The sequence below is a fragment of the Alistipes timonensis JC136 genome (assembly GCF_900107675.1).
GTDB lineage: Bacteria > Bacteroidota > Bacteroidia > Bacteroidales > Rikenellaceae > Alistipes > Alistipes timonensis.
This window is the reverse complement of record NZ_FNRI01000002.1, coordinates 386296-400958: the sequence shown is the minus strand read 5'-3', so window position 1 is coordinate 400958 and position 14663 is coordinate 386296. Positions and strand designations below refer to the sequence as shown.

The following is a 14663-nucleotide window of genomic DNA, read 5'->3' as shown; positions in this document are numbered from 1 at the left end:
GCGATTGCTGCCGCACCGCCGGCTCAAATGGTATTTAAACACTTAGGCATCAGTGAAGGTTTCAACCAGACCAACGTAACCACCCTTTACCAGGATGAAAACGGCACGGTCTGGGCTGCGGGGGTCGGCGGCGTGGTCCGCTACCGCGGGCTGCAGACCGAGGAGCCGCTGATGTCGGAGGGCGCTGCGGAACTGTTCCGCCCGATGAACGTCAAAGGCATTTACGGCGAGCAGAACGGCCTGATCTATTTTTACCAGCTTCGCAATATCGTCGAATACGACCTGCGGCGGGAGACCTTCCGGCCGCTCTTCACCGATTCTTTGCTCGACAGCCGTTCGATCTCGGCCGCAACGGTCCGCGGGGGCCGGGTTTATGCCGCCGCCGGGGACCGCATCATGATCGCCTCGCCCGACGGGAAATGCAGCCAGTTGTTGCTGCCTCCGATGAGCGAGGTCTCGGCGCTGGCCTGCACGGCCGGAGGCGTGCTCTATGTCGGGACGCTCCATTCGGGGCTCTACCGCCTGGATGAGCGCGGCACGGCGGAGTGCATCCTGCCGACGGCCTCGAAGATCAGCAGCCTGTTCGAGGACAGCCGCGGCGATTTGTGGGTCTGCACCCGCAGCGAGGGGCTTTACCGTCTCGACGCCGGGGGCGGCGTGCGGCGCTTCGTCCACGATTCGAACCATCCCGAGGGGCTGGCCGACAACTACGTGCGCTGCATCTGCGAGGACAACGAGGGCCGGATGTGGATCGGCATGATGTTCGGACTGGACTGTTACGACCCCGCGTCGGACAGCTTCTACCATTTCGGACGTTCGGACAATCCGCTTTACGGCATGCGCAACCTGACGGTGGAGTGCATCATGCGCGACCGCCGGGGTGCGATCTGGTTCGGGTCGTTCTATACGGGAATCTCCTATTTCCATCCCCACGAGGCGCTGTTCCGCGTGGTTCCGATCGAAGGCGAGGACACGACATGGACCATCGTCGCCGACGTGACGCTCGACCGCCGCGGCGACGTCTGGGCCGGAACCTCGGACAAGGGGCTCTATTTCTACGACCGCACGCGCCGCCGGGGCCGCTTCTTCAACATGGGCAACAGCGGCATTCCGAGCAACAACGTCAAAAGCATCCGCTATGATGCCGAACGCGACCAGTTGTGGTTGGGAATGTTCATGGGCGGCGTCTGCGTCTACGACATCCCATCGGGGCGTTTCGAACGCCTGAAAATCACCGACCAGGGCGGCGGACTGGAAAATATCGAGATCGTCCACAGTCTTTCGCGCGAGGGCGATGCGATCTACGCCGGGACCTATGCCGGGGTTTACCGGATCGACATGCGGACCCGCCGTGCGGAGCGCATCCTGAACCAGCCGCGGGTGTTCAACGTGCTGAGCGGCGGCGACGGATGGCTCTACGTGGTGACGGGGCAGGTGAATTTCCGGGTTTACCGCCGCGACGAAGCGGGCGTTTACCAGCTCTATTTCAACCGCGTGGTGCAGCAGGACATGGTGACCTCGCTGTTCCGCGACGACCGCGGACGGGCATGGGTCGGGACGACCCGCGGCGGGGCGCTGCTGTTCGACCGCGACCGGAAGGAGTTCGTGGCCTACGACCGGGCGGCCTGCGGCATTGCGAGCGACTACGTGAGCGCCATTTCGCAGACCCCCTCGGGGCTGATGGTCTTCGGGACCAACGCCGGGATGTCGCTGGTCGATGCGGACAGCCTCCGCAGCGAAAATTTCAACATCCGCAACGGATTTCCGCTGCTGTCGCTCGAGAACGGCTGTCTGTGGCGCGGCGAGGGGGACGAGATGCTGGCGGGCGGCGTCGACGGCATCGTGTCGTTCACGGGGCAGGAGTTGATCCGTGCCGGACGTGCGCCCCAGCTCTTCTTTGCGTCGCTTGCGGTGAACGAGCATCCCGTACGGGCCGGCGACCGGACCGGTATTCTGGACGAGGCGATGCCCTACACGAAGTCGATTTCGCTGGGGCATAGATACAGCATCGTGGACATTGCTTTCGGGACCGACAACGCCGTGGATTTCAACCTCGGCGACTACCAGTACAAGCTCATCGGCTACGACGAGGCGTGGCGTCCGCTGCCGGGGAACAACATCCGCTATATGAACCTCCCGCCGGGGCGTTACCGGCTGGCCGTGCAGAGCCGTCCGACCCGCCTGCTCGACGGCGGCGGGCACATAGGACTCGACATCCGGGTCTACCCGCCGTTCTATGCCAGTATCTTCGCCTACATCCTCTACGTGCTGCTGATTATGCTGATTACGGCGTGGGTCGTCCGCTATTACTATACGAAAAAGCAGCTGGAGCAGTCGTTGGCCATGGAACGGATGGCCCGCGAGCAGCAGGAGCGCATCACGCAGTGGAAGCTGGTCTTCTTCACCAACATTTCGCACGAGTTCCGCACGCCGCTGACGCTGATCCAGGGACAACTGGACCTGCTGGCGCGCCAGGAGTTGCCCGGCGTGTTGAAAGGTTACCTGATGAGCGTCCGCCGCAACGCCCTGCGGCTGCGCGATCTGGTCAACGAGCTGATCGACTTCCGCAAGCAGGAACAGGGATATATGTCTTTGAAAGTGAGCCGGCTGGATCTGGTGGCCTACTTGGCCGAGGTGTGCGGAACGTTCGAGGAGTACAGCGGCATCCGCGGGGTGGAACTGCGCTATGAGCCCGGGATGGAGCGGCTGGAGCTGCCGTTCGACCCCATGCAGTTGCAGAAAGTCTTCTATAATCTGATTAGCAATGCGTTCAAACATACCGACCGGGGCGGCCGGATCACGGTGACGCTCTCGGCGGACGACGTGCAGGCCGTGGTGAAGGTGGCCGATACGGGCCACGGTATCGAGGAAAAATTCTTTGCGACGATCTTCGAGCGCTTTTACCACAACGATGCCGACACGCAGGACGCCGGGGTCGGTATCGGGCTGGCCCTTTCGAAAGGCATCGTCGAACTGCACGGCGGAGGGATCGGCGTCGAGAGCGAGGTGGGGGTGGGCTCGACCTTTACGGTGACGCTCCTGCTGAATCCCGACTTCAGCGGCAATCCCAACGTCGAGGTGGTCGAGAAGCAGGAATATGCCCGTCCGGCGCCCGTGGCCGACTATCTGCCCGCTCCCGAACGGATTCCGGGGGCGGAGGAGCTGCCGCGCCTGCTGGTCGTCGAGGACGACGACGAGCTGCGGAGCATGTTCGGCACCATCTTTTCGCAGCACTACCGCGTGACGCTGGCCCCGGACGGTGCGGAGGGACTGCGGCTGGCGCGTGAAGAACAGCCCGACCTGATCGTGAGCGACGTGCTGATGCCCGGCATGTCGGGGACGGAGCTGTGTGCGGCGATCAAACATGATTTCGAAACCTGCCATATTCCCGTGATTCTGCTCACGGCGCTCTCGTCGCCCGAACAACGCATCTCGGGACTCGAGAGCGGCGCCGACGATTACGTTTCGAAGCCCTTCGACACGGATGTGCTGATGGCCAAGTGCAACGGCATGGTGCGCAACCGCCGGCTGCTGCAGAGCAAGTTCCTCGAGGGAAGCTCCGAACCCGTTCCGGAAATCCTTTCGGGTAATCCGATGGACGAGGCTTTCGTGCGCAAGACGCTGGCGCTGATCGGCGACCACCTCGACAGCGAGTCGCTGGGTGTCGGGATGCTGAGCCGAGAACTGGCCCTGAGCCGCACGGCGCTGTTCGCCAAGATCAAAGGCGTCTTCGGACAGACTCCCACCGAGCTGATCCAGGGCATCCGCCTGCGCGAAGCCGCGCGGATGCTGGCCGAGTGTCCCGAACTGAAGATCGCCGAGATCGCCGACAGGGTGGGTATCAACTCGCTGCAATATTTCGGCAAGCTCTTCAAAGCACGGTTCGGCTGCACGCCGTCGGAATATCGCGCGGCGCCCGGCGAGAACCGGGAGAGGGCCTGATACGATATGCCCCGTTCCGGTTTGCCGGAACGGGGCGTTTTCAGGACGGGGATGGCTGTGCTGGCTTTCGATTGCCCTTAAGACAGGCGTCTTACGCTGAAGACAGCAACGATTAGGGTCGGAAGCGTTTTGATCTGCGGTTGCCTCTAAGACAGGCGTCTTACGCCTGGGAGCAGAAATCTGGTTTTCCGAGCCCTCTGGCCTGCAGTTGCACTCTAAGACAGGCGTCTTACGCTGAGGCAGCAACGATTAGGGTCGGAAGCGTTTTGATCTGCGGTTGCCCCTAAAACAGGCGTCTTACGCCTGCATGGCTTTGGCGATGCCTTCGGCGATCTGGTCGATGGCGTTCTGCAGTTTGCCGCCGATCATCATTTTCATCATCATGTTGAGCTCGATGTGCAGGACCAGCCGCATGCGTGTGTCGGTCTCCGAAACCTTGTGCAACTGAATCCAGAAGGCGAAATCCATCGGAAGTCCCCCTTCGTCGCCCACGATTTTGACGTGTTTGGGCGCCTCGCGCTCCTCCATGCGGAGGCGGACGGTGAAACCCTTGGCTTTGAACGAGCAGGTCTCTTCGGTGGCCTGCCACTCCTCGACCCGGTCGGCAACGGCCGGCGTGAGGTTGTCGAAGCGGCTGATGACCGCATAAATCTGTTCCGCGGGACGCAGAATTTGGTGTTGTTTCGATGTGTACTCTTGCATTTCTAAGGATTGTGACGGATGGGATGGGTGTTTGTTTAATTGATCTCGAACGTGCGGGCCGTGTCGCTGTCGACGGTGATGCGCACCGTCATCACGTTGTCGGGCAGCAGTGGCTCGATCTTCTCGGGCCACTCCACCAGGCAGAGGTCGCCCGAATAAAAGTACTCCTCGTACCCGAAGTCGAATGCCTCGCGCAGGTCGTTGATGCGGTAGAAATCGAAGTGATGGATACGGCGGTTGCCCTCGCCCTTGTACTGGTTGACGATGGCGAACGTGGGGCTGGTGACGGTGTCCTTGGCCCCGAGTTCGGCCGCGATCTCGCGGATGAGCGTGGTTTTGCCGGCGCCCATCTCGCCGCGGAAAGCCACCACCGTGCGGCGGCCCAGCGAGCGGATGATCGCCCCGGCGACCTGCGGGAGTTCGTCCTGCGAGGTGATGTGAATGGTTTTCATTTATTTCTTGGGCTTTAAAACGATGTACGGTACGATCATCTCCTCCATCGAGATGCCGCCGTGCTGGAACGTGTTGCGGTAGTAGCGGATGTGGCGGTTGGCGTCGTTGTTGTAAACCAGGAAATCCGTGTTGTAGGCGAAAATATAGCTCGACGTGAGGTTGCTCGACGGCAGCTGTATGTCCTCGGGTTTCAGAATCTCGTACACCTCGCGGGAGTTGTAAGCCAGGTTGCGGCCCGTCTTGTAGCGCAGGTTGGCCGAGGTTTCGCGGTCGCCCGTGACCTTCACGGGGTTGTCCACGCGGATGGTGCCGTGGTCCGAGGTGATGACCACCGTGTGGCCCCGTTCGGACAACAGGCGCAGGATGGTGTAGAGGTCCGAATGCTCGAACCACGAGCGTGTCAGCGAGCGGAAAGCCGCTTCGTCCTCGGTCAGTTCGCGGATAATGTCGGTTTCGGTACGCGCGTGCGAGAGGATGTCGAGGAAGTTGTAGACGATCACCGAGAAATCGGCGTCGTAGACCTTTTGTATGTTGTCCACCAGTTTGCGGCCCTGCTCCGGACGCACGAGCTTGTCGAACGAGAATTTCCACGACTTGCCGTTCTGGCTCATCAGCCGCTTCAGGAACTCCTCCTCGTATTGGTTCTTGCCGCCCTCCTCGTTGTCGTTGAGCCACTTGTTGGGCATCAGCTTGTCGATGGCCAGCGGCATCAGCCCCGCGAAGACCGCGTTGCGGGCGTATTGCGTGGCCGTGGGCAGGATGGCGCAGTAGAAATCGTCCTGCGCCACGTCGTAATACCCCCTCAGCAGCGACGAGATCGAACGCCACTGGTCGTAGCGGAAGTTGTCGATCAGCAGCAGCGTGGTCTTCGGGTTCTCGTCGACGACGGGGAAGATTTTGGTGCGCATGAGCGTATGCGACATCACGGGGGTGTCGTCCGCACGCTTGTTGATCCAGTTGTAGTAGTTGCGGCGCACGAATTTGCAGAACTCCTGGTTGGCCTCGGTCTTCTGGTAGGCCAGCACCTCTTTGATGCTCTGGTCGGAGGATTCGCCCAGCTCGATCTCCCATGTCGAGATCTTGCGGTAGATCGAACACCAGTCCTGGAACGTGTCGGCCATCTGCAGCGACGAGGAGATGCGCCCGAACTCCGAACGGTAGTCGGCGGTGGTCTGCTCGGTGACGAGCTGCTGCTGGTGTACGTTCTTTTTGATCGAGAGCAGCACTTGGTTGGGGTTGACGGGTTTGATGAGATAGTCGGCGATCTTCGAACCCACGGCCTTGTCCATGATATTCTCCTCCTCGCTCTTGGTGACCATGATCACGGGCGTCGTGGGGCGCACCTCTTTGATCTGGGGAAGGGTTTCGAGGCCCGTCATGCCGGGCATCATCTCGTCGAGGATAATCAGGTCGTAGGAGCCTTCCGAGGCCATGTCTATCGCGTCGTATCCGTTGTTGCAGGTGTCCACTTCATAGCCCTTCTGCTGCAGGAACAGCACGTGAGGTTTCAGCAGTTCGACTTCGTCGTCCACCCAGAGTATTTTGACCATACCGTTGTCGGAATTAAAGTTTGCAAAATTAACGATTTTATTATCAAACGCAAAATACGCACGGTTTATTGGACACGGGACCGGTTTTATCTTTCGGAGTGCGTTATGTCGCTGATATTTAATCTGTTGGCTGTTTTCGGGCGGGGCCGGCCGCGGAGGTTATTAATACCCTGATGCAGAATATTTTAATTTTGGTCCGGGTTTTGCCCGGTATTTGTTATCGTGTTGGAAGCGTGTAAACTACGGGGCCGCATGAAAAAAAAGAAAAAATAATGCGGTTTGTTGGCGGATATGTAAATAAAACGTATATTTGCAGTCCGAATTGAAATGAACTTAATTTAATATTATATAGATATGACAAAGGCAGATATCGTAAGCGAAATCGCTAAGAGCACCGGCGCCGAGAAGGTGCAGGTACAGGCTATCGTCGAGGCTTTCATGGAGAGCATCAAGACGTCGCTCACCCAGAAGAACAACGTGTATCTTCGCGGATTCGGCAGCTTCATCGTGAAGAAGCGCGCCAAGAAGGTTGCCCGCAACATCTCGAAGAACACGACGATCACCATTCCCGAGCACAACATCCCCGCTTTCAAGCCCGCCAAGAGCTTTGCAGCGAAGGTGAAATAATCACGGATAAATAAAGAACCTCTAAAATCTAAGGACTATGCCAAACGGAAAGAAGCATAAGCGTCACAAGATGGCTACCCACAAGCGGAAAAAACGTCTTCGTAAGAACCGCCATAAGAAAAAGTAAGCAGGGTAGCACCTTTGTGCTAGACGATAGATAAAGCTAAAGGGGCCCAGGGTTCTTTTAGCTTTACCTGTTTTTTCGGGATTTTCAGTTTTCAGGGTATTTTCCGTGTCCGCGACGCCCGCCGGACGCTTCCCGATACCCGCCCCGGCCGGGATTCCCGGCATCCATTTTTCCCATTGGAGTTCGCCGCCACTTCACGCCAAAATGCGGTCCAGTACTAATTTTCACACTCCGCGCCCGGACTCCCGGTGCGCGACACACGATAGATGAACAGAGAATTAATCGTTAACGTAAACCCGACCGAGATATCCATTGCGCTGTGCGAGGACAAGGTGCTCGTCGAGCTCAACAAGGAGCAGTGCCAGACGGGATTTGCCGTGGGGGATATCTACCTCGGAAAGGTACGCAAGATCATGCCGGGCCTGAACGCGGCATTCGTCAACATAGGACACGAAAAGGATGCTTTCATCCACTACCTCGACCTGGGAACGCAGTTTCCCTCGCTGCAGAAGCTCGTCGCTTCGCAGCAGCCCGGAAAACGGGGCCTGCGGGTCGAGGGCATGAAGCTCGAGCAGCCCGTCGAGAAGACCGGGAAGATCGGTGAATACCTCCAGGTGGGGCAGCAGATCATGGTGCAGGTGGCCAAGGAGGCCATTTCGACCAAGGGCCCGCGCCTGACGGCCGACATTTCGCTGGCCGGCCGCAACGTGGTGCTGGTTCCCTTCACCTCGAAGGTGTTCCTCTCGCAGAAAATCCGTTCGGCGGACGAGAAGAAGCGTCTGAAACGCATCGCCGCGGCGGTGCTTCCGAAGAACTTCGGCGTCATCATCCGTACGGCGGCCATGGAGGCCAAGGACGAGGACATCGAGCACGACATCCAGACCCAGATCGACCGCTGGCGCAAGACCTGCGCGGCGATCAAAAAGAACGCGGCGTCGGCTCCGGCTCAGCTGATGAGCGAGATGAACCGCGCCAATACGATCATCCGCGACTCGCTGAACGGCTCTTTTTCGCAGATCGCCGTCGACGACGAGGCGATGTTCAACGACATCCGCAACTACATCCGCCAGATCGAGCCCGAGAAGGAGAAGATCGTCAAACTCTACAAGGGCAACGTGCCCATCTTCGACAACTTCGACATTTCGAAGCAGATCAAGTCGCTGTTCGCCAAGTACGTGTCGCTGAAACGCGGCGCCTACCTGATTATCGAGCATACGGAGGCCATGAACGTCATCGACGTCAACTCGGGCAACCGCACCAAGGCTGAGGACAACCAGGAGCAGACCGCGATGGACGTGAACCTTGCCGCGGCGAAGGAGATCGCCCGGCAGCTGCGGCTGCGCGACCTGGGCGGTATCGTCATCATCGACTTTATCGACCTGCACAAGGCGCAGAACAGGCAGGCGTTGTTCGACGAGATGGTCCAACTGATGTCCACCGACAAGGCCAAGCACACGGTGCTGCCGCTGACGAAATTCGGCCTGATGCAGATTACCCGCCAGCGGGTGCGTCCGGTGGCCGTGGAGAGCGTCTCGGATGTCTGTCCGACGTGCAACGGCACGGGCAAGATCGAACCTACGGTGCTGCTGGACAAGAAGATCGAGAACCAGATATCGTTCCTCACGCAGGACCGCGGGCAGAAGTTCATCAAACTGCTCGTGAGCCCCTATGTGGCGGCTTTCCTCCGGAAGGGATTTTTGTCGCTGCGCCGCCGCTGGGAGTGGAAATACAAGGTGCGGCTGCAGATCGTCGAGGACCAGAGTGTAGGCATCGTGGAGGTGCATTACCACGATAAAAAAGATAACGACCTTATAACTAAATAAGGCATGGCAACTGCCCGCGAGCAGCTGGCGCAGTTCGCCGCCGGGTCGAAGGCCCTCGGCAAGCTGTGCCGCGAGTACAAGAACAGGAGTGCTACCGTCCACCTCGAAGAGCTGGTCGGCGGTGCTCTTTCGTTTTATGCCGCGGCTGCCGTGGAGAAAACCGGAGGCGTGCACCTCTTCGTGGCCGAGGACCGCGACGCCGCGGCCTACCTGATGAACGACTTCTACAACCTGCTCGACGAGACGCAGGTTTATTTCTTCCCCTCGTCCTGGAAGCGTTCGGCGGCCTACGGCGCTGAGGATGCGCAGGGCGTGGTGCAGCGCACGGCGACGATGAATGCCGTGCGGGGATTTGCGGGGAAGGGTTACCTGGTCGTCTGCACCTATCCGGAGGCCCTCGCCGAGCGGGTCGCCGATGCCGAGACCCTGCAGCAAGGCACGATTGCCGTGCGGGTGGGGGACAAAATCTCGATCGAGGTGCTCGAGCAGGCGCTCGTCGACGCCGCTTTCACGCGGGTGGATTTCGTCTACGAGCCCGGGCAGTATTCGGTGCGCGGCGGTATCGTCGACGTTTTCTCCTACTCTGAAAGCAAGCCCTACCGACTGGATTTCTTCGGCGACGAGGTGGATTCGATCCGGCGGTTCAACATCTCGAGCCAGTTGTCGTCGGACAAGCTGGACCGTGTGGAGATCATCCCCGACCTGAATGCCGGGACCCCGGCCGCGGCGAAGGTTTCGCTGGCGCGTTTCGCCGGCGCGGAGGCCGCCTGGTGGTTCTATGACGCCGATTTTGTGTTCCGGCGGATCAACGACGTGCGCCGCAAGACGCTGGCGGACATGGAGCATCCCGAAGCGGTCGATTCGCTGCTCACGAGCCGCAACGGTCTGCTGGCCGACCTGGCCGGATGCCGTGTTTTCGCCCTGCGGGACAATTTGCCCGAGCGGCCTGCGGAAGCGAGCGTGAAATTTTCGACAGCGCCCCAACCGAAATTCAATAAAAATTTCGAGATGCTGGCGGACGACATGATCCGCAACGCCCTGCGGGGATACGACACTTATATTCTTTCGGAGAACAAGGCGCAGGTCGAGCGTCTGGAGAACATTTTCCACCAGATCGGCCGCGGACAGGCCGTCGTGCGGTCGCTGTCGACGACCCTGCACGCCGGTTTCGTGGACAACGACCTGAAGCTGTGCCTCTATACCGACCACCAGATTTTCGACCGCTACCAGCGTTACCGCATCAACGGCGAGATCCGGCGCGACGAGCAGATGACCGTCGCCGAACTGAACCAGCTGCGTCCGGGCGACTACGTGGTGCACATCGACCACGGGGTAGGGCGTTTCGACGGGCTGGTGAAGATCGCCGCGGGCGACGGACGCATGCAGGAGGCGATCAAACTGGTCTACAAGGACGGCGACGTGCTCTTCGTGAACGTCCACTCGCTGCACCGCATTTCGCGCTACAAGTCGGGCGACGGCGAGCCGCCGAAGGTGTATAAACTGGGCAACGGCGCCTGGCAGAAGCTCAAAAATGCGACGAAGAAGGCCGTTAAGGACATCTCGCGCGAGCTGATCGCCCTCTATGCCAAGCGCAAGGCTTCGAAGGGATTCGCTTTCTCGCCCGACAGCTATTTGCAGCACGAGTTGGAGGCTTCTTTCAAATGGGAGGATACGCCCGACCAGCAGTCGGCTACGGCGGCCGTCAAAAAAGACATGGAGTCGGATCAGCCGATGGACCGGCTGGTGTGCGGCGACGTGGGGTTCGGCAAGACCGAGGTGGCGATCCGCGCGGCGTTCAAAGCAGCCGTCGACGGCAAGCAGGCCGCCGTGCTGGTGCCGACGACGATCCTCGCCCTGCAGCACTACCGTTCGTTCACCGAGCGCCTGCGCAACTTCCCGGTGCGCGTGGAGTACCTGAACCGCACGAAGTCGGCCAAGGAGGTCGCCCGAATCCGCGAGGACCTCGCGGCGGGCAAGATCGACATTCTGATCGGCACCCACAAGATGCTGGGCAAGCAGATCGTTTTCCGCGACCTGGGACTGCTCATCATCGACGAGGAGCAGAAATTCGGCGTCGCGGCCAAGGAGAAGCTTACGCAGATGAGCGTCTCGGTCGACACGCTGACGCTCACCGCCACGCCGATCCCGCGTACATTGCAATTCTCGCTGATGGGCTCCCGCGACCTGTCGGTCATCTCGACCCCGCCGCCCAACCGCCAGCCGATCCTCACCGAGTCGCACGTCTTTTCGGAGGAGATTATCCGCGACGCCATCGAGGCGGAGCTCGCGCGCGGCGGACAGGTCTATTTCGTCCACAACCGCGTCGATGACCTGGCGGCCCTGCAAGGACTCATCACGCGTATCTGCCCGAAGGCCCGGGTGGCCGTGGGGCACGGCAAGATGCCTGCCGAGCAGTTGGAAAAGCTCATCATGGACTTCATCTACGGGGAGTTCGACGTGCTGGTCTCGACGACCATCGTGGAGAACGGCATCGACATCCCCAACGCCAATACGATCATCGTCGACAACGCCCAGAATTTCGGCCTGAGCGATCTCCACCAGCTGCGCGGCCGCGTGGGGCGTTCGAACCAGAAGGCCTATTGTTATCTGCTCTCGCCGCCCGACGAACTGCTGTCGTCCGACGCGCGGCGGCGCCTGCGGGCCATCGAGGAGTTTTCGGACCTGGGTTCCGGATTCAATATCGCCATGCAGGACCTCGACATCCGCGGTGCGGGCAACCTGCTGGGGGCCGAACAGAGCGGGTTCATCGCCGACATCGGGTTCGAGACCTACCAGAAGATCATGAACGAGGCCGTCGCCGAACTGCGCGCCGAGGGGCTGAAAGTCCCGGGCCTGAGCGACGGGGAGCAGGATGTGGTCGAACAGATGCACTTCATCGACGACGCGCACATCGACATCGAGGTCGAAGCGGCGCTGCCGGACGCCTATGTGGCCCAGCAGGCCGAGCGTCTGAAACTCTACCGCGAGCTCGACTCGACGAAGGACGAGGAGGCTTTGCAGGCCTTCGAGAGCCGTCTGGCAGACCGTTTCGGTCCCCTGCCGCGCGCTGCGAAGGAGCTGCTGAACGTCGTGCGCCTGCGCTGGGAGGCCATCCGTCTGGGCATGGAGCGCGTGAAGGTCAAAAACGGGCTGATGATCGTGCATTTCGTGGGCGAGGAGAATTCGCCCTATTACAAGAGCGAGACCTTCATGGCGTTGTTGCAGCGGGTTACCAAACACCCCGACCGATTTGTGCTCAAACAGCACAATAATCGGCTGGCGATGACCGTTAGGAATGTCAAAGACGTCGAGGACGCATACAAAACGTTGCAGCAGCTTTGAACTTAGTCGTGGACATAGGCAATACCCTGGTCAAACTCGCCGTTTTCGACGACGGACGGCTCGTTGCGCAGCATTGCGTGGAACGGCTGCTGCCGTCGATGCTCGACGAACTGCTCGGGGGCCGCAGGGCCGCGAAGGCCGTGGTGGCCTCGACGCGCGGCGAGGCGGACGACGTGGTGGAGACGGTGCGCCCTTTTGCGGATTACCTGCTGGAGTTCACCTCGCAGACCCCTGTGCCGATAGACAGCGCCTACCGTACGCCCGAAACGCTGGGCCGCGACCGGCTGGCCGCCGCCGTGGGCGCCGCGGCGCTCTACCCGGGCCGCGACGTGCTGATCGTGGATTTCGGAACGGCCGTGACGATCGACCTGGTGACGGCCGACGGCACCTTCCGCGGGGGATGCATTTCGCCGGGGATGAAGACGCGCTTCAGGGCGCTGCACGACTATACGGCCAAACTGCCGCTGTGCGGGCCCACCGAGGACGAGCAATTGCAGGGACTCACCACCGAAGAGGCCATCCGGCTGGGGGTGATGAACTCGCTGACCTTCGAAATAGAGGGGTATATCGCCCGCATGCGGGAAAAAATCGACGATTTATGCGTAATTTTTACCGGCGGGGATGCGAAATACTTTGCGAAAAGAATTAAAAACACGATATTTGCAAATTGTAATCTCGTCTTTTGCGGATTGGATAGAATATTAGAGTATAATGCAATTGAAGAACACCTTGATTAAGCTGATTGTCGCGGCCGTGGCGATAGTCCCCGCTGCCGTTGCAGCCCAGACAAGCAGTATTAACGCATTCTCGCCCTATACGATGTACGGCATCGGCGAACAGAACACTCCCGGTACGCTGTCGATGCGCTCGATGGGCGGTGCGGGTGTGGCCATGCGTTCGCCGGGCACGCTCAACCTGCTCAATCCCGCGGCTTACAGCGCGGCTCCGCAGAAGACCTTCCTCTTCAATTTCGGGTTGGAGGGGCAGAACTACTACAACTCGCAGAAGGTGGCCGGGGAGTCCAAGAGTACGGCGTACAATACGTTCAACTTCCACGACATCGCCTTTCAGATGCCGCTGGCCAAGAAACTGGGCTTGGGCTTCAGCCTGACGCCTTACAGCTCGGTGGGCTACCGGACAAAGTACTACCACGAGTATGATCCGAACAACCCCGTGGCCGGTAATGTGGGCCTGATCCAGTACAATTACCAGGGCGAGGGCGACGTGACGGAGGTTAAACTCGGCATCGGCTGGGAGGTCTTCAAAAACTTCTCGGTCGGCGTGGCCGCCCAGTATTACTGGGGCGATATCGACCGCTCGTTCGTGATGACTCCGACGCCGATCACAGGCGAGGGAAATTATACCTCGACGGTGGGTTTGGACAATTACAGTATTTCGAGCATCAAAGGACAGGTCGGCGTGCAGTGGACCGCAATCCAGACCCGGAAACGAATCCTGACCGTCGGAGCGGCCTACGATTTCGGCGGGGACCTGAACCCGGAGGTGACCAAGCAGCTCTACATCGGCGACCTCTACAACACGGTTGTCAAAGGTGACACGACGCATCTGAAACTGGTGCTGCCCAGCCAGTTGGCCGCGGGCCTCACCTACCAGACCGAGAAATGGCTCATCAGTGCGGATTACGTCTTCCAGAACTGGGGCGGCCGCAACAAAGGTTACGAAATGACGGGCGTGAGCGGCAAGGCGGGGGAACAGACCTCCTACAAGGTCGCGTATACCAATACGAGCACGTTCAAAGTGGGTGTGGAGTACACGCCGAACCGTTATGACATACGCCGTTTCCTGAAGCGCTGGTCCTACCGTGCGGGTTTCCGCTACGGCAGCTACAACCAGACCTTCAATGGCGATCGGCTTTCGCAGTACGCCGTGACGGCGGGTATCGGCATTCCGGTGAAGCTGTGGGCCGTCTCCGGAATCGACGTGGGCGTCGAGTACGGCCGCCGCGGCTACAACGTGGCCGACCGGTTGGGACTGGTCCGGCAGCAGTATTTCAAATTCGCGGTCGGCTTCACGCTCTTCGCGGGCCAGGAGAACGGCGAATACTGGTTTATGCGTCCCAAATACGAATAAGACAGG

Annotated in this window: 9 protein-coding genes; 6 read left to right on the top strand and 3 right to left on the bottom strand. The window is 60.0% G+C overall.

Going from position 1 to position 14663, the window contains the following annotated elements:
• Positions 1 to 27 precede the first annotated feature (27 nt).
• Positions 28 to 3942, top strand: a complete 3915-nt coding sequence (locus BLU78_RS03950; protein ID WP_010263092.1) for a two-component regulator propeller domain-containing protein — start codon at positions 28 to 30, stop codon at positions 3940 to 3942.
• A gap of 297 nt (positions 3943 to 4239) precedes the next feature.
• On the opposite strand, the gene BLU78_RS03945 is transcribed toward BLU78_RS03950, so the two are convergent.
• Genes BLU78_RS03945 through porX form a run of 3 tightly spaced genes read right to left on the bottom strand, consistent with a single transcriptional unit; the run spans position 4240 to position 6647 of the window.
• Positions 4240 to 4644: a polyketide cyclase gene (locus BLU78_RS03945; protein WP_010263094.1), complete on the bottom strand. Its 405-nt coding sequence runs from the start codon at positions 4642 to 4644 to the stop codon at positions 4240 to 4242.
• A 35-nt stretch (positions 4645 to 4679) separates the two neighbouring features.
• Entirely contained in the window at positions 4680 to 5096 is a 417-nt protein-coding gene (gene tsaE / locus BLU78_RS03940) for a tRNA (adenosine(37)-N6)-threonylcarbamoyltransferase complex ATPase subunit type 1 TsaE (protein ID WP_010263095.1), read from the bottom strand.
• A complete protein-coding gene (porX, locus tag BLU78_RS03935; protein ID WP_010263098.1) occupies positions 5097 to 6647 on the bottom strand; it encodes a T9SS response regulator signal transducer PorX in 1551 nt (516 codons plus the stop codon). It abuts the gene before it with no gap.
• Positions 6648 to 7001: 354 nt separating this feature from the next.
• Here porX and BLU78_RS03930 point away from each other — a divergent pair, with 354 nt between their 5' ends.
• The 5 genes from BLU78_RS03930 (at position 7002) to BLU78_RS03910 (ending at position 14657) form a co-directional block, all read left to right on the top strand.
• Positions 7002 to 7274: an HU family DNA-binding protein gene (locus BLU78_RS03930; RefSeq protein ID WP_010263101.1), complete on the top strand. Its 273-nt coding sequence runs from the start codon at positions 7002 to 7004 to the stop codon at positions 7272 to 7274.
• Positions 7275 to 7667: 393 nt separating this feature from the next.
• Positions 7668 to 9224: an Rne/Rng family ribonuclease gene (locus BLU78_RS03925; protein WP_010263107.1), complete on the top strand. Its 1557-nt coding sequence runs from the start codon at positions 7668 to 7670 to the stop codon at positions 9222 to 9224.
• Positions 9225 to 9227: 3 nt separating this feature from the next.
• A complete protein-coding gene (mfd, locus tag BLU78_RS03920) occupies positions 9228 to 12566 on the top strand; it encodes a transcription-repair coupling factor (RefSeq protein ID WP_010263110.1) in 3339 nt (1112 codons plus the stop codon).
• On the top strand, positions 12563 to 13303 hold the full coding sequence (locus BLU78_RS03915; RefSeq protein ID WP_010263112.1) for a type III pantothenate kinase: 741 nt from the start codon (positions 12563 to 12565) through the stop codon (positions 13301 to 13303). The genes mfd and BLU78_RS03915 overlap by 4 nt, the downstream gene beginning before the upstream one ends.
• Positions 13278 to 14657: a BamG family beta-barrel-assembly machinery protein gene (locus BLU78_RS03910; protein WP_026020750.1), complete on the top strand. Its 1380-nt coding sequence runs from the start codon at positions 13278 to 13280 to the stop codon at positions 14655 to 14657. The genes BLU78_RS03915 and BLU78_RS03910 overlap by 26 nt, the downstream gene beginning before the upstream one ends.
• The last annotated feature ends 6 nt before the right edge of the window (positions 14658 to 14663 follow it).

What these genes read in the sequence shown, in the direction of transcription:
- BLU78_RS03910 (WP_026020750.1), top strand. Translation starts at nt 13,278, where the DNA reads ATGCAATTGAAGAACACCTTGATTAAGCTGATTGTCGCGGCCGTGGCG.
- BLU78_RS03925 (WP_010263107.1), top strand. Translation starts at nt 7,668, where the DNA reads ATGAACAGAGAATTAATCGTTAACGTAAACCCGACCGAGATATCCATT.
- BLU78_RS03950 (WP_010263092.1), top strand. Translation starts at nt 28, where the DNA reads ATGGTATTTAAACACTTAGGCATCAGTGAAGGTTTCAACCAGACCAAC.
- BLU78_RS03945 (WP_010263094.1), bottom strand. Translation starts at nt 4,644, where the DNA reads ATGCAAGAGTACACATCGAAACAACACCAAATTCTGCGTCCCGCGGAA.
- mfd (WP_010263110.1), top strand. Translation starts at nt 9,228, where the DNA reads ATGGCAACTGCCCGCGAGCAGCTGGCGCAGTTCGCCGCCGGGTCGAAG.
- BLU78_RS03930 (WP_010263101.1), top strand. Translation starts at nt 7,002, where the DNA reads ATGACAAAGGCAGATATCGTAAGCGAAATCGCTAAGAGCACCGGCGCC.
- porX (WP_010263098.1), bottom strand. Translation starts at nt 6,647, where the DNA reads ATGGTCAAAATACTCTGGGTGGACGACGAAGTCGAACTGCTGAAACCT.
- tsaE (WP_010263095.1), bottom strand. Translation starts at nt 5,096, where the DNA reads ATGAAAACCATTCACATCACCTCGCAGGACGAACTCCCGCAGGTCGCC.